Consider the following 19,293-nt stretch of genomic DNA (forward strand, 5'->3'; position numbering starts at 1 on the left):
CCTTAAAGCCCCTCCCCTTCAGGGGAGGGGTTGGGGGTGGGGCCGTGCCCCCGGTGCCCACTCAGCGAATTAGGATAGCCCCCACCCCAACCCCTCCCCTTAAGGGGAGGGGCTAAGGAAGGTAGAGATATGAACGAACTGACCAACTTCGCCAACCCGGTCGCCAAGCCGGAAACCTTCGACCAGATCCAGATCGGCCTTGCCTCGCCCGAGCGCATCCGCAGCTGGTCCTTCGGCGAGATCAAGAAGCCCGAGACGATCAACTATCGCACGTTCAAGCCCGAACGTGATGGCCTGTTCTGCGCGCGCATCTTTGGTCCGATCAAGGACTATGAATGCCTGTGCGGCAAGTATAAGCGCATGAAGTATAAAGGCATCGTCTGCGAAAAGTGCGGAGTCGAGGTTACTGTTTCGAAGGTCCGCCGCGAGCGGATGGGCCATATCGAACTGGCCGCGCCCGTCGCGCACATCTGGTTCCTGAAGTCGCTGCCCAGCCGCATCGGCCTGCTGCTCGACATGCAGCTCAAGCAGCTTGAGCGCGTGCTCTACTTCGAAAGCTACATCGTCACCGAGCCGGGCCTCACCCCGCTGGAGAAGTTCCAGCTGCTGACCGAGGACGAACTGCTCGACGCGCAGGACGAATATGGCGAGGACGCCTTCTCCGCCGGCATCGGCGCGGAAGCGGTCAAGCAGATGCTGATGGACCTCGACCTTGAGGGCGAGAAACAGGCGCTGCTCGACGAACTGGCCGTCACCAAGTCGGAACTCAAGCCCAAGAAGATCATCAAGCGCCTCAAGGTCGTCGAGAGCTTCCTGGAGTCGGGCAACCGCCCCGAGTGGATGATCCTGGACGTCGTGCCGGTCATCCCGCCCGAACTGCGTCCGCTGGTTCCCCTGGACGGCGGCCGCTTCGCGACGTCGGACTTGAACGACCTCTATCGCCGCGTCATCAACCGTAACAACCGTTTGAAGCGCCTGATGGAACTGCGCGCGCCGGACATCATCGTCCGCAACGAAAAGCGCATGTTGCAGGAAGCCGTCGACGCCCTGTTCGACAACGGCCGTCGTGGCCGCGTCATCACCGGCGCGAACAAGCGTCCGCTCAAGTCGCTGTCCGACATGCTCAAGGGCAAGCAGGGCCGTTTCCGCCAGAACCTGCTCGGCAAGCGCGTCGACTATTCGGGCCGTTCGGTCATCGTGACCGGGCCGGAACTCAAGCTGCACCAGTGCGGGCTCCCTAAGAAGATGGCGCTCGAACTGTTCAAGCCCTTCATCTACGCCCGCCTTGACGCCAAGGGGCTCAGCATGACCCTCAAGCAGGCGAAGAAGTGGGTCGAGAAGGAGCGCAAGGAAGTCTGGGATATCCTCGACGAGGTGATCCGCGAGCATCCGGTGATGCTGAACCGCGCGCCCACCCTGCACCGTCTGGGCATCCAGGCGTTCGAGCCGGTCCTGATCGAGGGCAAGGCGATCCAGCTGCACCCGCTCGTCTGCTCGGCCTTCAACGCCGACTTCGACGGCGACCAGATGGCCGTTCACGTTCCGCTGAGCCTCGAGGCGCAGCTGGAAGCGCGCGTGCTGATGATGTCGACCAACAACATCCTCTCTCCCGCCAACGGCAAGCCGATCATCGTGCCGTCGCAGGACATGGTGCTGGGCATCTATTATCTGTCGATGGAACGGGAGAATGAGCCGGGCCAGGGCATGCTGCTCGCCGACATGCAGGAAGTGCACCAGGCCCTCTATGCCAAGGCGGTGACGCTGCACTCCAAGATCATCAGCCGCGTGCCGCAGACCGACGAGGCCGGCAACCAGTATATGAAGCGGTTCGAGACGACGCCGGGCCGCATGCTGCTGGGCGAATGCCTGCCCAAGAGCCACAAGGTTCCCTTCGACGTGGTCAACCGCCTTCTCACCAAGAAGGAGATCGGCGACGTCATCGACCAGGTCTATCGCCACACCGGCCAGAAGGACACGGTGCTGTTCGCCGACGCAATCATGAGCCTGGGCTTCCGCCATGCGTTCCAGGCCGGCATCTCGTTCGGCAAGGACGACATGGTGATCCCGGACAGCAAGGTCGCGACGGTCGACGAGACCAAGGCGCTGGTGGCCGACTATGAGCAGCAATATCAGGACGGCCTGATCACCCAGCAGGAAAAGTACAACAAGGTGATCGACGCATGGAGCCGTTGCGGCGACCAGGTGGCGAACGCCATGATGGACGAAATCCGCGCGATGCCGATCGACCCGGAAACGGGGCGCCAGAAGCAGATCAACTCGATCTACATGATGGCGCACTCCGGCGCCCGTGGTAGCCAGGCGCAGATGAAGCAGCTTGCCGGCATGCGCGGCCTGATGGCCAAGCCGTCGGGCGAGATCATCGAGACGCCGATCATCTCGAACTTCAAGGAAGGCCTCACCGTCCTTGAATATTTCAACTCCACCCATGGCGCCCGCAAGGGTCTGGCCGACACTGCGCTCAAGACGGCGAACTCGGGCTATCTGACCCGCCGTCTGGTCGACGTCAGCCAGGACTGCACGGTCGTCGAGGAGGATTGCGGCACCGACAAGGCGCTGGAGATGAAGGCGATCGTGCAGGGCGGTTCGACCATCGCATCGCTCGGCGAACGCATCCTGGGCCGCACCACGGCGCAGGACATCGTCGACAGCAAGGACGGCAGCGTCGTCATCCCGATCGGCACGCTGCTGGACGAAGCCATGATCGCACAGATCGAGGCGATCGGCACGCAGGCGGTGAAGATCCGCAGCCCGCTGATCTGCGAAAGCAAGATGGGTGTGTGCGCCAAGTGCTACGGCCGTGACCTGGCCCGTGGTACGCCGGTCAACATCGGCGAGGCGGTCGGCGTCATCGCGGCGCAGTCTATCGGCGAGCCGGGCACGCAGCTCACCATGCGGACCTTCCACATCGGCGGCGCGGCGAACTTCAACGAAACGTCGAACCTCGAATCCGTGGCCGACGGCACGATCGAACTGCGCGACATTCCGACGATCATCGACAAGAATGGCCGTCGCCTGAGCCTTGCCCGCAACGGCGAGATCGCGATCATCGATAATGAGGGCCGCGAGCGCGCGACGCACCGCCTGCCTTACGGCGCGACCATTCTGTTCGCCAATGGCGACAAGGTGGCGCAGGGCGACCGGATCGCCGAGTGGGATCCGTTCACCATGCCGGTGATTACGGAAAAGCCGGGCGTCGTGAAGTATCAGGATCTGATCGACGGCAAGACGCTGACCGAGCAGACCGACGAAGCGACCGGCATCGCGCAGCGCGTGGTCACGGAATTCCGGGGCTCGGCCCGCACCAAGGAGGATCTGCGTCCGCGCCTGACCCTGCTGGACGACCAGTCCGGCGAGGCCGCCCGCTACATGCTGGCGGTTGGGGCCACCCTGTCGGTCGATGACGGGGCACAGGTCCAGGCCGGTGACGTGCTGGCGCGTGTCAGCCGCGAAGCGGCCAAGACCCGTGACATCACCGGCGGTCTGCCGCGCGTCGCGGAACTGTTCGAGGCGCGCAAGCCCAAGGACAATGCGATCATCGCCAAGGTCTCGGGCCGCGTCCAGTTCCTCAAGGACTATAAGGCGAAGCGCAAGATCGCCATCGTCCCCGAGGATGGCGGCGAGCCGGTCGAATATCTGATCCCCAAGAGCAAGGTGATCGACGTTCAGGAAGGCGACTATGTCAAGCGTGGCGACAACCTGATCGGCGGCTCGCCCGACCCGCACGACATATTGGAAGTGCTCGGCATCGAGCCGCTGGCCGAATATCTGGTCGCCGAAATCCAGGAAGTCTATCGCTTGCAGGGCGTGAAGATCAACGACAAGCATATCGAGACGATCGTTCGTCAGATGCTGCAGAAGGTTGAGATCACCGTGTCCGGCGATACCACGCTGCTGGTGGGCGAACAGGTCGACCGCGAAGAGATGGACGAGATCAACAGCAAGCTCGCGCCCGGCTTCCAGCCGGCCGAGGGCAAGCCGGTACTGCTCGGCATCACCAAGGCTTCGCTCCAGACGCGGTCCTTCATTTCGGCGGCGTCCTTCCAGGAAACCACGCGCGTCCTCACGGAAGCGGCGGTCCAGGGTAAGAAGGACACGCTCGTTGGCCTGAAGGAAAACGTCATCGTGGGTCGCCTGATCCCGGCGGGCACGGGCGCTGGCATGAACCGGCTGCGCGTCGCCGCCTCGTCGCGTGACGCCGCGCTGCGGGCCGCGCTGCGGGCGACCAACGACGCGCACCGCATCGCCCCGCGCACGGCGGCGGAGGAACATGCCGCCGAACTGGCGCAGGGACCGGAAGCCGCGATCGGCGACGATCCGCTGGGCGCGATCGGCGGGGAAACCCACGGCACCGACGCGGACGCGGGCGATTACCTGATCCAGAGCGACGAGGGCTGAGCCCTGATTTGAAACGGCGGGAGCCATCGCCTATATAGGCCTTGGCTCCCATGCCCGCCGCGCCTTAACAGGGCGGCGATAAGGCCCGCCGGATGCGCGCAGCGCCCCGGCGGGTTTCTTTTTGTCCCGGGCGCGGGGTGCTGTTTCCGCCTCAAAAACCCCTTGACCACCCGCCAGCCCGCGCTTATCTGCGCCCGTCTAGCGACCTAGCGGCCGCCGATGATGCCCGATCCTCTAATGGTAAGAGAGCGGACTCTGACTCCGTCAATCAAGGTTCGAATCCTTGTCGGGCATCCACAATTTCCCGCAAAATTTCAACGCCCTAGGCCAGTGACGGCGTGGCCAAAATCGCGCAACTCGGCCCATCTATTGGGTGCAGCTTTCCGGCGTTTCGCGACGGGGTCCATTAGCTCTGGGCGGTTGAATGGCCCATGGATGGTGCAATGATCGTTCGGTAAACATGTGAGCGCCCTAGCGAAGCTGGCGCCGCATCGTAAACACCGGATCGGCCGGGTTGAGCAGGACCGGGATATCACCATGTCTTAACCGGCGGCCCGTTGGCGGACGAAGCGCAATTTTGTGGAGCATCCGGCCTCATACATGCTTGCCAAGGCCAAGGGGCTGCGACCGGCGTTACAGAAACGGCCGGATCGCGGCGAGGAAGGCGTCGCCATAGGCGTCGAGCTTCTTCTGGCCGATGCCGCTGATATGGCTCAGCGCGCGGGTGGAAGCCGGGCGCTGTTCTGCCATTTCGCGCAGCGTCGAATCGTGGAAGATGACGTAGGGCGGCACCCCCTGTTCCTGCGCCAGTTCGCGGCGGCAGGCGCGCAAGGCGTCGAACAGCGGATCGCCGACCGGGTTGGCATCCGCGCCGCTGCGGGCGTTGCGGGCGCGACGCTCGCGTTTGGGCGGCATCAGGATACGAACCTCCTCCTCGCCGCGCAGGATCGGTCGGGCGTTGGGGCCGAGCATCAGCCCGCCATGCTCGGTCGTCTCCAGCGCGTCGCGCACCAGCAAGGCGCGCTGGACCGGGCGAAGCAGCGCCGCCTCCTCGCCGCCGACGATGCCGTGGACGGAAATCTTGTCATGGCCGCGCTCGCGCACCTTGTCGTTGGGCGCGCCGGTCAGCACCGCCTCGATATGGCCCGCGCCGAAGCTCTGCCCGGTGCGATAGACGGCGGAAAGATATTTGCGCGCCGTCTCGGTCGCGTCGACGCTGGCCGGGGGCGAGAGGCAGTTATCGCAATTGCCGCAGGCGGGCGGCGGGCTTTCGCCGAAATGGCGCAGCAGGATCGCCCGGCGGCAGGTCGCCGTCTCCACCAGCGCGCCTAGGGCCGCGATGCGGGCACGCTCGCCCTGCTGGCGGGCCGGTTCCAGTTCGGCGATCCGCATCCGCGCGCGGGCGAAATCCTCCGCACCCCAGAAGAGATGGGCGACCGCCGGCTCGCCATCGCGGCCCGCGCGGCCCGATTCCTGATAATAGCCCTCGATCGACTTGGGCAGCCCGGCATGGGCGACGAACCGCACGTCGGGCTTGTCGATCCCCATGCCGAAGGCGACGGTCGCGACCATCACCATATCCTCGCTGGCGATGAAGGCGGCCTGGTTGGCGGCGCGCTGGGATGGCTCCATCCCGGCATGATAGGCGCGCACCGGGCGGCCGCCCCTGCCCAGCGTCTCCGCCAGCTTCTCGGTCGCCGCGCGGGTCTGGGCATAGACGACGCCCGGCCCCTTTTCGGTGGCGAGCAGGTCGGCGAGCTGGCGGGTGAGGCCGTCGCGCGGGTGGACGGCGTAGCGAATATTGGGCCGGTCGAAGCCTGAGATGATGAGGCCGTCTTCGGGAATGCCGAGCTGGACGAGGATGTCAGCGCGGGTGTGCGCGTCGGCAGTCGCGGTGAGCGCAAGGCGCGGCACCTGCGGAAACTCGTCCAGCAATGGACGCAGCAGGCGATAGTCGGGGCGGAAATCATGGCCCCATTCGGACACGCAATGCGCTTCGTCGATGGCGAACAGGGCGATCCTGGCCGAGCGCAGCAGGCTGCGGAACCCTTCCCCACTCGCGCGTTCGGGCGCGACATAGAGCAGGTCGAGATCGCCGTTGCGGAGGCGATCCTGCGTTTCGCGCCAGTCGGCGTCGACGCTGGTGAGGCTGGCGGCGCGCAGGCCCACCGCATTGGCCGCGCGCAGCTGATCGTGCATGAGCGCTATGAGCGGCGACACCACCACGCAGCAGCCATCGAGCGCGGCGGCGGGCAGCTGATAGCAAAGCGACTTGCCCGCCCCGGTCGGCATGATCGCAAGCGTCGGCCGCCCCGCCATGACGCGCCCCACCACCTGTTCCTGCACCCCGCGAAAAGCGGTGAAACCGAATATGTCGTGAAGAAGCGTCGGGATGTCGCGCGGCATCGGCGGGCCTTAGCCCTAGCGGGGCACAGGTGCCAACCGCTTTCCCGCGTCATCTGCCCTTGGCAATCCCCCGCCGCCCCGATAGCCCCGTCGCCATGACCGCCCCCGCCCATCCGCGCCGCACCGCCGCCATCGCTTTCATCCTGGTGACCGCGCTGCTCGACGTCATGTCGATGGGCATCGTCATCCCGGTGCTGCCGCAACTGATCGAGCAATTGTCCGGCTCGATCGCCGCGGCGGGGCTGTGGAACGGGCTTTTCGTGGCTTTATGGGCGGGGATGCAGTTTCTCTGCTCGCCGGTGATCGGGTCGTTATCGGACCGCTATGGCCGCCGCCCGGTGATCCTGGTCTCGGTCGCGGGGCTGGCGCTCGATTATGTGCTGATGGCGCTCGCGCCCAATCTCTGGTGGCTTGCAGTCGGCCGCATCCTCGCCGGCGTCACCTCGTCCAGCTTCACCTCGACCTTCGCCTATATGGCCGACATCACCCCGCCGGAGGGCCGGGCGAAGGGCTATGGCCTGATCGGCGCGGCGTTCAGCGCGGGGTTCGTCGCCGGGCCGCTGATCGGCGGGGTGCTGGGCGAGGTTTCGCTCCGCGCACCCTTCAGCGCGGCGGCCGGGCTTTCCGGCCTCGCTTTCCTCTATGGCCTCGTCGTGCTGCCCGAATCGCTGGAGCCGGCCAAGCGCATGGCCTTCAGCTGGGGCCGCGCCAATCCCTTCGGCGCACTGAGGCTGCTGCGGTCGCACCCGGAACTCTCCAGCCTAGCCGTCGTCAATTTCCTCCTCTATTTCGCCCATCATCTCTTCTCCGCCGTATTCGTGCTCTATGCGGGCGCGCGCTATGGTTGGGGGGCGTGGGAAGTCGGCGCGCTGCTGGCGCTCGTCGGCCTCCTCGACATGGGGGTGCAGGGGATGCTGGTCGGCCCGGTGGTGAAGCGGCTTGGCGACGGGCGCACGATGGTCATCGGCCTTGCCTTCGGCGCGATCGGCATCGGCGCGATGGGGCTGGCGCCGACCGGCTGGCTGTTCGTCGCGGCGATGTTGCCCAACGCGTTCTGGGGCCTCGCCATGCCGACCATCCAGTCGCTCATGACCCGGCGCGTGTACGAAAGCGAGCAGGGCCAGCTTCAGGGCGCGAACAACAGCGTGGGCGCGATCGCGGGCATCCTCTCCCCACTGTTCTTCGGCGCGGTCTATTCCGCCTCGGTCGGCGGCAACCCCTTCTTCCCGTGGATCGGCACTTCCTTCCTGATGGCGGCGGGCATCATGGTGGTCGCGGCGCTGCTCGGCTGGCGCGCGGGCCGGCATGCGACGCCGCAACTGGACATGGACGCGGCGGGGCACTAACCGAGCGCGAATCCCTTCACTTCCTTGCCCAAGGCGATTCCCATGACGCTGCCTCATCAGGACACCATCCTCATCGTGGATTTCGGCAGCCAGGTAACGCAGCTGATCGCGCGGCGCGTTCGCGAGGCCGGCGTTTATTCGGAAATCGCGCCCTTCACTGCCGCCGCCGAAGCCTTCGAGCGACTGAAGCCCAGGGGCATCATTCTCTCCGGCTCGCCTGCCGGCGTGCCGGAGGAAGGCAGCCCCCGCGCGCCCCAGGCGTTGTTCGACGCGGGCGTGCCGATCCTCGGCATCTGCTACGGCCAGCAGGTGATGAGCCATCAGCTCGGCGGCGAGGTCCGTCCCGGCCACGAGACGGGCGAAGGCGGCGAGTTCGGCCGTGCCTTCCTGACCGTGACCGAGCCCTGCGCGCTGTTCGACGGCCTGTGGAACGTCGGCGAGCGGCATCAGGTCTGGATGAGCCATGGCGACAAGGTCACGAAGTTCGCGCCGGGCTTCAAGATCGTCGCGGTGTCGGACGGCGCGCCCTTCGCGGTGATCGCCGACGAGGAACGCAGATTCTACGGCACGCAGTTCCACCCGGAGGTCGTTCATACCCCCGACGGCGGCAAGCTGATCGCCAATTTCGTCCGCCATGTCTGCGGCCTGGCCGGCGACTGGACCATGGCCGAGTTCCGGCAGGTCAAGATCGCCGAAATCCGGGAGCAGGTCGGCAATGGGCGGGTCATCTGCGGGCTGTCGGGCGGCGTCGACAGCGCCGTGGCGGCGGTCCTAATCCACGAGGCGATCGGCGACCAGCTGACCTGCGTGTTCGTCGATCATGGCCTGATGCGGCTGGGCGAAGCGGAGCAGGTGGTCAGCCTCTTCCGCGAACATTATGGGATCAGGCTCGTCCACGTAAATGCGGAGGAGCGTTTCCTGGGCGGCCTCGCCGGCCTCACCGACCCGGAAAAGAAGCGCAAGTTCATCGGCGGCGAATTCATCGCGGTGTTCGAGGAGGAAGCGGCCAAGATCGGCGGCGCGGACTTCCTGGCGCAGGGCACGCTCTACCCGGACGTGATCGAGAGCGTCAGCTTCACCGGCGGACCTTCGGTGACGATCAAGTCGCACCACAATGTCGGCGGCCTGCCCGAACGCATGAACATGAAGCTGGTCGAGCCGCTGCGCGAACTGTTCAAGGACGAGGTGCGCGTGCTGGGCAAGGAACTGGGCCTGCCCGACATCTTCGTTGGCCGCCACCCCTTCCCCGGCCCCGGCCTTGCCATCCGCATCCCCGGCGAAGTCACCAAGGAACGCTGCGACATTCTCCGCAAGGCGGACGCCATCTATCTAGAGGAAATTCGGTCCGCCGGCCTCTACGACGCGATCTGGCAGGCGTTTGCGGTGCTGCTTCCCGTCCGCACCGTCGGCGTGATGGGCGACCATCGCACCTATGACAATGTCTGCGCGGTGCGCGCCGTCACCTCGACCGACGGCATGACCGCCGACATCTATCCGTTCGACGCCGCCTTCCTGAGCCGCGTCGCGACGCGGATCATCAACGAGGTGAAGGGCATCAACCGCGTCGTTTACGACTATACGTCGAAGCCGCCCGGCACGATCGAATGGGAATAAACCGGACAAAGTGACCGTCCGGGGGACGGTCACCCGGTTTATTCGGGCGCGCAAGCGACCGCGCCACCACGCCCAATTTCTACCCCCGCAACGATTCCGCATTGCATTGCAGCAAGGGGTGGCGTTTGATCGCGCCATGCTCAAGGCCGCGCTCCATCACCTCACCGCCTATCGCTACAGCCGCCCGATCCGCTTGGGGCCGCAGGTCATCCGCCTCCGCCCCGCGCCGCACAGTCGCACCAAAATCCCCAATTATGCGCTGAAGATCGAGCCCGCCAACCATTTCCTCAACTGGCAGCAAGATCCGCACGGCAATTGGCTGGCCCGGATCGTCTTTCCCGATCCGGTCGATCATTTCTCGATTCAAGTCGATCTGCTCGCCGATCTCGACATCATCAACCCGTTCGACTTCTTCGTGGAGCCTTATGCGGAAGCGTATCCCTTCGCGTATGACGAGCAGCTGAAGACCGACCTCGCCGCCTATTTCGATGTCGATGCGCAGGGGCCGCTGTTCGAGGCGCTGGTGGCCGAGCATCAGGGGCATGAGGGCCGCACCGTCGATTTCCTGGTGCAGGTGAATCGCCGGCTGCAACAGCGCGTGGGCTACGTGATCCGTATGGAAGCGGGCGTCCAGAGCCCTGAAGAAACGCTGGAAATCGGCACCGGCTCCTGCCGCGATTCCGCCTGGCTGCTCGTCCAGCTGCTGCGCCGGCTGGGCTTTGCCGCCCGCTTCGTGTCGGGCTATTCGATCCAGCTTGTCGCTGATGTCGAGCCGATCGAGGGGCCAAAGGGCGTCACCCAGGACGTGGTCGATCTCCACGCCTGGGCCGAAGCCTATGTGCCCGGCGCGGGCTGGGTCGCGCTCGACGCGACCAGCGGCATGTTCGCGGGCGAAGGGCATATCCCGCTCTGCGCAACGCCCCATTACAAATCCGCCGCGCCGATCAGCGGCATGGCCGAACCCGCCGAAGTCGATTTCCATTTCGAGATGAGCGTCAGCCGCATTGCCGAGGCGGTGCGGATCACCAAACCCTTCACCGACGCGCGCTGGGACGCGGTGATGGCGCTGGGCGCTCAGGTCGACGCCGACCTTGCCGCGCAGGACGTGCGCCTCACCATCGGGGGGGAACCGACCTTCGTGGCGGAGGGCGGCGGCGAGGCGGGCGAATGGAATGGCGATGCGGTCGGGCCGACCAAGGCGGCCTACGCGGATCGCCTCATCCGCAAGCTCCGAGCGGAGTTCGCACCGGGCGGCCTGCTCCATCATGGCCAGGGCAAATGGTATCCGGGCGAAAGCCTGCCGCGCTGGGCCTATGCGGTCTATTGGCGACAGGACGGGATGCCGATCTGGGGCGACGAGAGCCTGATCGCCAGCGACACGCCCCCGGCAGGCGCGCGCGCAACCACGTCGGAGGACGCCCGCGCCTTCCTCGCCGCGCTGGCCGGCAATATGGGTTTTACCGAGGAATATACACACCCCGTTTATGAAGACCCGGCAGTGTGGATGGTGAAGGAGGCCGACCTTCCCATCAACACCGACCCGACGGACCCCGCCATCGCCGATCCCGAAGCGCGCGCGCGCATGGTGAAGACGTTCGAGCGCGGGCTTAACCAGCCGGTCGGCTATGTCCTCCCCGTCCAGCGCTGGCAGGCGGCCGCGCAGACGCCGCGCTGGCAGAGCGAAATCTGGCAGCTACGCCGGGGCAAGCTGTTCGCGGTGCCGGGCGACTCCGCGCTTGGCTACCGCCTTCCGCTCGGATCGCTGCCGCATGTGCCGGAGTCCGCCTACCCCTATATCCACCCCCGCGACACAAGCGAACCGCGCGGGCCGCTGGCGGATTTCCGCGCGCAGGTCAGCGAACCCGCCAGCCATGAGGAAGCGCAGCGCGTCCAGCGCGTCGCCGATGCCGAGGGCGGCGCGGCGGCGCAGGAGCGGGTCGAGCAGGTCTTCATCGAAGGCGCGGTCCGCACCGCCGTCACGGTCGAGCCGCATGGCGCGCATCTCTCGGTCTTCCTGCCGCCGGTCCGCGAGCTTGAGGATTATCTTGAGCTGATCGCCGAGGTCGAGCGGGTGGCCGAAGCAACCCGCATCCCCGTCCGCATCGAGGGCTATGCGCCGCCGCCCGACCCCCGTCTCAACGTGCTGAAGGCCACGCCCGACCCCGGCGTGATCGAGGTCAATGTTCACCCCGCCGCCAGCTGGGCCGCGACGGTGGAGATTACCGAAAAGCTCTACGCCGCCGCGCGCGAATGTCAGCTGACCGCTGACAAGTTCATGGTCGACGGCCGCTCGATCGGCACGGGCGGGGGCAACCATATCGTGCTGGGCGGCCCGACCCTGACCGATTCGCCCTTCATCCGCCGCCCGGACCTTTTGAAGAGCTTCGTCCTCTACTGGCAGCGCCACCCCTCCCTCTCCTACCTCTTCTCTGGCCTCTTCATCGGCCCGACCAGCCAGGCCCCGCGCATCGACGAGGCGCGGCATGACGGCCTCTACGAACTGGAGATCGCGCTGGCGCAGGTGCCCGATCCGGTTGCGGAGGGGGAGGACAAGCTGCCGCCCCCATGGATCGTCGACCGGCTGTTCCGCAACCTGCTGGTCGATGTGACCGGCAACACCCACCGCACCGAAATCTGCATCGACAAGATGTTCTCGCCTGACGGCCCGACCGGGCGGCTCGGCCTCCTCGAATTTCGCGGATTCGAGATGCCACCCGAAGCGAAGATGAGCCTGGTCCAGCAATTGCTGCTGCGCGCGCTCGCCGCCTGGTTCTGGCGGCAGCCGCAGCAGGGCGGCTTCGTGCGCTGGGGCACGGCGCTGCATGACCGCTTCATGCTGCCCCATTTCGTCTGGAGCGACTTCCTCGAAGTGCTCGCCGACCTGCGCGGCGGCGGCTACGACTTCGATCCCAACTGGTTCGAGGCGCAGCGCCAGTTCCGCTTTCCGGTCCATGGGCAGGTGGACGCGGGCGGCGTTGCCCTCGAAATCACCCATGCGCTCGAACCCTGGAACGTGCTTGGCGAAACCGGCGCGATCGGCGGCACGGTGCGCTATGTCGACAGCTCGACCGAACGGCTTCAGGTACGCGCTACCGGCCTCGTCGCCGGCCGCCACATCGTCGCCTGCAACGGCCGCCGCGTGCCGATGACTCCGACCGCCGTGCCGGGCGAGGCGGTGGGCGGCGTCCGCTACAAGGCGTGGGCGCCCGCCAACTGCCTCCACCCGCAACTGCCCGCCAACGCGCCGCTCACTTTCGATGTGCTCGACAGCTGGAGCGGCCGCTCGCTGGGCGGCTGCGTCTATCATGTCGCGCATCCGGGCGGGCGCAATTACGACACGCTGCCGATCAACGGCTATGAGGCGGAAAGCCGCCGCAAGGCGCGCTTCCAGGATCATGGCCATACCCCCGGCCCGGTCGATATGCCCGCGCCCGAAACGCCCGGCGAATTTCCGATGACGCTCGACCTGCGCTTGCCGCATTCGGCGGGGTGATGGCGACCACGCTGACTCGCGACTGGGCCGACGCCTATCTGGCCGCCGCGCCGCAGGGCGACCTGTTCGCGGGCGCGTCGGCGGAGATAGCCCCCCGCTGGCGCATGATGCTCGATCGCCTCTCGACCCAGGCGCAGGGCGATCCCGCCATCCTCGCCGACCATGTCGGGCGGCAGGCGGCGGAGCAGGGCCTCGCCTTCCGCCTGACCGGCGACGAGCAGGAACGCGCCTGGCCGCTCGGCCCCGTGCCCTTGCTGATCGGCGCAGCCGAATGGACGCATATCGAGCGCGGCCTCGCCCAGCGGGCCGAACTGCTCGAACGGGTGATCTCCGACATCTATTCCACCCAGTCGCTCGTGCGGGACGGCAAGCTCCCCGCCAGCGTCGTCACCGGCAGCCCGCATTATTGGCGGGTGATGACCGGCACGCCCCCGCCGCGCGGCCATCACCTCCATTTCTACGCCGCCGACATCGGGCGCGGCCCGACCGGCGAATGGCGCGTGCTCGCTGACCGGGTCCGCACCCCTGTCGGTGTCGGCTATGCGCTGGAAAACCGCCTCGCTCTCTCCCGCGCCACCGGCGACCTCTTGAGCGCGATGCACGCCCGCCGCCTCGCGCCCTTCTTCACCGAACTGCGCCGTGGCCTTGCCGCCGACTGCGCCCGCGCCGATCCGCGCATCGGCCTCCTCACCCCCGGCCGCTTCAATCAGAGCTACGCCGAACAGGCGCATCTCGCCCGCTATCTCGGCCTTCTGCTGGTGGAGGGCGACGACCTCATTGTGTCGGACGGGCGGCTGTTCGTCCGCACCATCCAGGGTTTGAAGCGCATCGATGGCCTGTGGCGCTGGATGGACAGCCGCTTCATCGACCCGCTCGCCTTTGATCCCAAATCGCGCATCGGCGTGCCCGACCTCTATGACGCCTGCGCACGCGGGGGCCTCATGGTCGGCAACTGGCCCGGCGCGGGGGTGATCGAATCGCGCGCCTTCGCCGCCTTCCTGCCGCAGCTTTCGCGGGCGCTCATGGGCGCCGACCTTATCCTGCCCAATATCGCGACCTGGTGGTGCGGTCAGCCGCGCGAGCGCGATCATGTCCGTGCCCGGCTCGACGATCTGGTCGTCGGCTCCGCCTTCGATCAGGATGTCCCCGGTCTCGGCCACAATCATTTCATGCCCGGCGCAGCGCTCGATCCCGGCCAGCGCGCCGCCCTGCTCGACGCGTTGGCCCGCCGCCCGATGGACTATGTCGGGCAGGAACTGGTGAAGCTCTCCACCACGCCTGCCATCATCGACGGCCAACTCGCCCCCCTGCCCTTCACCCTGCGCCTCTTCGTCGCGCGCGACGCGGCCGGGCACTGGCGGGTCATGCCCGGCGCCTTCGCCCGGCTCGCCGCCCATGGCGACATTCGCGCAGCGCTGATGGGCCGGGGCGACATGTCCGCCGACATGTGCGTGGTCGATGACAAGCCTGCGCCGCCCGACAGCCTGCTTGGCGGCGGCACGCCTGCCATCCGCCGCATCGGCGGGATGCTGCCGGCGAAGGCGGCGGACAATCTCTTCTGGCTCGGCCGCTATATCGAGCGGGCCGAGGCCACCACCCGCCTCGTCCGCGCCATCGCCGGCGGCTCGATCGAGGCCGATCTCGGCCCCTCGCTCGCCAGCCCAACCATGGCCCGGCTGGTCGATCAGCTCAGCCTCTGGGGAGCGGTGCCGGGCAGCGGCGCGGCGGTCGGGCCCTTATGCGCCACAGCTCTGGGCGACACGCGCCAGCCCGGCAGCGTCCGCGCCCTCATGGCCAGCGTCGCCAATATCGGCGAAGGGCTGCGCGACAGGCTGGCGAGCGATTTCTGGCGGCTCGTCCGCCTGCCGCTCCCGGCCTTCGACGGCGCGGTCACCGAAACATTGCTCGACGCCTCCTCCCGCCTCATCGAGCGCTTCTCCGCGCTTTCGGGTCTTGCGGCGGAGAATATGGGCCGCAGCGACGGCTGGCGCTTCCACGACATGGGCCGCCGCTTGGAGCGCGCCATCGCTGGCTGCCGCCTCCTCAGCCTGTTCGGCAGCGACAATGCGAGCGACGACGACCTCATCCTGCTGCTCGATCTCATGGACAGCCAGATCAGCTACCGCACCCGCTATCTCGCCGGTCCCGCGCTTGGGCCGGTGCGCGACCTGCTCGCGCTCGAACCCCATAATCCCCGCGCGATCGTCTTTCAGGCGCAGCGGCTCGCCGATCATGTCGCCGCGTTGCCGACCCTACGCGCCGACGGGATGCCCGAAGAACCCCGCCGTCTCGCCGACGCGCTCGTCGCCCGCCTCGCCCCCTTGACCGGCGACATGCTGACCCTCGCCGACATAGCCGACGCGGAAACCCGCCTGCTCGGCCTGTCCGACGCGATCGGCCAGCGCTATTTCCTTCAGGTGCGGAAAACCGAAAGCGCGGACCTGCTCGCATGATCTACCATGTCCGCCACCGCACGACCCTCCGCTACGCCGCGCCCGTCCGGCTCGCCCGCTTCAACCTGCGCCTCAAACCCGCGCCCTGGCCCGGCCAATGGACCTCCGACCATGTGCTGAGCGTCGATCCCGCCCCCGCCATCATCGAATCGCGCCCTGCCGCCTGGCCGGTACAGGTATCGCGGCTGGTGATCGAAAGCCCGATCCGCGAACTCATAATCGAAAGCCGCTTCCGCGCCGGGGTGCAGGGTGGCGTCATCGCGCCGCAGCCCGACGATCCCGTGATCGCCTCGGTCGCCGACGCCGCGCTCTCCGCCCGCGACATGGGGCCGGCTGCCCCCGCCCATTATCTCTATGCCTCTGCGCGCGCGCCGCTGCTCTCACAGATCGGCGCATGGGCGGGCGCGACCCTCGCCCCCGACCGCCCCATCGTCGCCGCCGCGCTTGACCTTGCGCAGCGCATCCGCGCCGAATTCCGCTATCAGGCGGGCGTCACCGATGCCGGCACGCCGGTCGCCGACGCCTTCGCTGCGCGCCATGGCGTCTGCCAGGATTTCGCCCATGTCATGCTGGTCGCGCTGCGCCATGCGGGCCTTCCCGCCGCCTATGTCAGCGGCTATCTCCGCACCCTGCCGCCGCCCGGCATGCCTCGGCTCGTCGGCGCGGACGCGATGCACGCCTGGGTGATGCTGTGGTGCGGGCCGACGCGTGGATGGATCGGCTTCGATCCCACCAATGGCTGCATCGCGGGCGAAGGGCATCTGTTCGTCGCCATGGGCCGCGACTATGCCGATGTCGCGCCGATGGACGGCCTGTTCGTCGGCGGCGCGGGCCAGAGCCTGTCGGTCAGCGTCGATGTCGCGCCGGAGGAGGAAGCGCCGACAAGAGCAGGCCGCATTGAATCTGAGCCACTCCGTTCGTCCTGAGTAGCCATTGAGCGAAGCCGAAATGGCGTATCGAAGGACCAAGCGCTGCGCCTGATGCTTCGATACGGGACTTCGACTTCGCTCAGCCCCTACTCAGCACGAACGGATCAAATTAAGCGCACGATGCTTACCCGATCGGCTCGAACATCAGCTTCATTCCCCGGCGCGGCCGCACCGTCAGGCGGCTGATCGGCTCGGGCTTGAAGCCGGGCGCAACGGTCAGCCGGTATCGGCGCACGATGCTGGCGATCACCGTCATCCCCTCCTGCTGGGCGAAGCCCGCCCCCACGCACACGCGCGGTCCCCGGCTGAACGGGAACCACGCCTGCTTCACCATCTCCGCATTGGCGGGGTCGGCGAAGCGGTCGGGATCGAAACTGTGGGGGCACGCCCAATTGTCCTTGTTCCGCTGCGTCAGCCATGGCGCGACCACTAGCATCGCGCCGGGCACCAGCTGCTTGTCGCGCATCTGCATCGGACAGGGCACCTCCCGCGGGAAAAAGGCGAGCGGGGGATAGAGGCGCAGCGTCTCCTTGAAGACGTTGCGGACCATATGCATGTCCTTCAGCATCGCGGCGGTGAAGGGCTGATCGCCCGCAATCTCCGCCACCTCGGCGCGCGCGCGGTCCTGGATATGCGCGCATTCGGCCAGCAGGTAAAGCGCCCAGGTCATGGTGCTCGCCGACGTCTCATGCCCCGCCAGGAAGATGGTCGCGACCTGGTCCATCAATTCCTTGAGGGTGAAATGCGCCCCCGTCTCGGGATGCTTCGCCTCTACCAGCGACTGGAGGATATCCTTGTGCTCGCTCGCCTCCCCGGCGTGAAACCCATCGAACCGCGCCTCCACGATCGGGCGGAACACATCGCGGATCGCTTCCGCCGGCCGCTCCGATCGCCGCTCGAACCAGCGGCTCGGCAGGCCATAGAGGCCCAGCATCGACGCCGAATGGGACAGACGCTGGAACCGCCCGAACGCCCTGTGGATGATCGCCGAGCGCTTGAGGTCCAGCGTTTGCGAGAACAAGGTGCGGAAAATGATGTCCGCCGCCACATGGGTCATCATCGGATCGACGTCGATCGGTCGGGTCCGGTCCAAGCCCTCGACCCGCTCCAGGAAGGCGTCGGCCGCCCCCACCATCAGCGGCATCGACTTGGTAAGCGCGGTATGGGCGAAGGCGGGATTGACCATCGCCCGCTGATTTTCCCAATCCTCGCCATTGGCGGAAAAGACGCTGTTGCCAATCAGCGGCCATAAGCCCTTCACCAGTTCGCGATGCTTCGGAAATTCGGTCCCGCCTTTGAGGATGCGATCGACCAGAGGCAGCTCGTTGGCGATGTACATGAGCTGCCCCTTCCCCCGCACCTCGCCCATCTTCATCGTGTAGCTTTTTTCGAACAGCACATGGATCCAGCTGTGCCAGCCGATGAAGAAGCGGCGCAGCATTGTGCGCTTATTGCGCGTCGGCTGCGGAAAGGGCGGGGTGAAGAGCGGCTCGCTCATGGGATCGCCCTGAAGTCGGCGATGGCGTCGTCCAGCCGGTGCGGCCCGGTGGTCAGGCTGATGAAATCGACCGGCGACACTGTGTCCCCCACGCGCAGATAATCGAAATGCGCCTCATATTTGTTCGACCAGCCCTTATTGTGATTTTCGGGGCGGTAGAAAAGGTGAAAGCGCGGCGAGAGCATGTCCACCCGCGCGGCATGGGCGTCGCTCTCCAGCAGCAGCGGATTGACGTTGAAATAGGCCGCGCCGTCGGGGGGGTAGGACAGGTCGACATAGCGGAAATGCTTGTCGGCAAGCGCCTTCAGGTCCGCATGATACCAGCGCGCATCGGTCCGCAGCGCGATCACCGGCACCACCTGCCCCAGCCCCACCATCGCGAAATGATCGGGCAGCGTGTCGCCGCGCAGGTCGAAGATGCGCCGCATCAGCGACATGCCCAGGATCGTGCCGGCGCTGTGGGTGACGAGCAATATCTCATCCCACGGCCCGTCCAGTTCCTCGACGATCCGCCGCGCGAACAAATCCAGCCGTTCGTCGAGGTCCGGCCCCGGCCCCCGTGCCGCCAGCCCATGATGATAATAAGTGAAACGCAGCAGCCACGGCACCACCAGCTTGGTCAGCCACTTGCCCGAAAAGGCCGCGCTCACCCCGATGCCGATCAGCGCCGCCGCCCAGAAGGGCAGGACGATCCACAGCAATAGCGCCGGGATCACCGCGAAGAGCAGCGGGATCATCACCGCCAGGAAGGGCGGGTAGCAGATCGTCAGCACCGGCCCCGGCCGCAGCTTTTTCATCCGCCCGAACTGCATGAAGCGCGCATGGCCGACATAGGTGGCGAGCGACCGCCAGGCCAGCGTCAACGGGTTGCGGACCCAAACCTTCCCGACCAGATCCTCCCAGCGCAGATATTCATAGTCGGTCTCGACCCCGGCGGCGGGGTTCTCGACCGTCCAGATCGCGGACGATGCCGGTCCCGCCCGCCGGGCGCTCACGTCGATCGGATCGCCCGTCAACGCCGCGTGCCGCGCCGCCTGCTCGCGATAGAGCTGGTGATAGAAACGCACGCCGCGCGGGTCGAATCCGCCCAGATAAAAGACTTTGCGCTTGAACTTTTGCACCGGCCCCGCCCTAATCG

At 66.7% G+C, this 19,293-nt stretch carries 9 protein-coding genes and 1 tRNA gene; 7 read left to right on the plus strand and 3 right to left on the minus strand.

Features of this window, described 5'->3' with window-relative positions; all coding sequences use genetic code 11:
• Positions 1–129: 129 nt before the first annotated feature.
• Positions 130–4,416, plus strand: a complete 4,287-nt coding sequence (gene rpoC, locus ACETPF_RS04235; protein WP_373933006.1) for a DNA-directed RNA polymerase subunit beta' — start codon at positions 130–132, stop codon at positions 4,414–4,416.
• 223 nt (positions 4,417–4,639) lie between these two features.
• A tRNA-Gln gene (locus ACETPF_RS04240) sits at positions 4,640–4,713 on the plus strand.
• Positions 4,714–5,049: 336 nt separating this feature from the next.
• On the opposite strand, the gene recQ is transcribed toward ACETPF_RS04240, so the two are convergent.
• On the minus strand, positions 5,050–6,822 hold the full coding sequence (gene recQ, locus ACETPF_RS04245; RefSeq protein ID WP_373933007.1) for a DNA helicase RecQ: 1,773 nt from the start codon (positions 6,820–6,822) through the stop codon (positions 5,050–5,052).
• Between the two features lie 95 nt (positions 6,823–6,917).
• Here recQ and ACETPF_RS04250 point away from each other — a divergent pair, with 95 nt between their 5' ends.
• From ACETPF_RS04250 to ACETPF_RS04270, 5 genes are all read left to right on the plus strand, one after another.
• Positions 6,918–8,168 carry a TCR/Tet family MFS transporter gene (locus ACETPF_RS04250; RefSeq protein WP_373933008.1) on the plus strand — a complete coding sequence of 417 codons (1,251 nt, stop codon included), beginning with the start codon at positions 6,918–6,920 and terminating at the stop codon, positions 8,166–8,168.
• A 42-nt stretch (positions 8,169–8,210) separates the two neighbouring features.
• Positions 8,211–9,782 carry a glutamine-hydrolyzing GMP synthase gene (guaA, locus tag ACETPF_RS04255; RefSeq protein ID WP_373933009.1) on the plus strand — a complete coding sequence of 524 codons (1,572 nt, stop codon included), beginning with the start codon at positions 8,211–8,213 and terminating at the stop codon, positions 9,780–9,782.
• Between the two features lie 136 nt (positions 9,783–9,918).
• Entirely contained in the window at positions 9,919–13,275 is a 3,357-nt protein-coding gene (locus tag ACETPF_RS04260) for a transglutaminase family protein (RefSeq protein ID WP_373933010.1), read from the plus strand.
• The gene (locus tag ACETPF_RS04265) at positions 13,275–15,728 is read left to right on the plus strand and encodes a circularly permuted type 2 ATP-grasp protein (RefSeq protein WP_373933011.1); all 2,454 of its coding nucleotides are present in this window, start codon (positions 13,275–13,277) and stop codon (positions 15,726–15,728) included. The genes ACETPF_RS04260 and ACETPF_RS04265 overlap by 1 nt, the downstream gene beginning before the upstream one ends.
• The gene (locus ACETPF_RS04270) at positions 15,725–16,654 is read left to right on the plus strand and encodes a transglutaminase family protein (protein WP_373933012.1); all 930 of its coding nucleotides are present in this window, start codon (positions 15,725–15,727) and stop codon (positions 16,652–16,654) included. The genes ACETPF_RS04265 and ACETPF_RS04270 overlap by 4 nt, the downstream gene beginning before the upstream one ends.
• A 127-nt stretch (positions 16,655–16,781) precedes the next feature.
• On the opposite strand, the gene ACETPF_RS04275 is transcribed toward ACETPF_RS04270, so the two are convergent.
• Together ACETPF_RS04275 and ACETPF_RS04280 are read right to left on the minus strand one after the other, a co-directional pair.
• Positions 16,782–18,155, minus strand: coding sequence for a cytochrome P450 (locus tag ACETPF_RS04275; RefSeq protein ID WP_373933013.1), 1,374 nt, complete (start codon positions 18,153–18,155; stop codon positions 16,782–16,784).
• Positions 18,152–19,276 carry a hypothetical protein gene (locus tag ACETPF_RS04280; RefSeq protein WP_373933072.1) on the minus strand — a complete coding sequence of 375 codons (1,125 nt, stop codon included), beginning with the start codon at positions 19,274–19,276 and terminating at the stop codon, positions 18,152–18,154. The genes ACETPF_RS04275 and ACETPF_RS04280 overlap by 4 nt, the downstream gene beginning before the upstream one ends.
• Positions 19,277–19,293 lie beyond the last annotated feature (17 nt).

The organism is Sphingobium agrisoli (assembly GCF_041877245.1).
GTDB lineage: Bacteria > Pseudomonadota > Alphaproteobacteria > Sphingomonadales > Sphingomonadaceae > Sphingobium.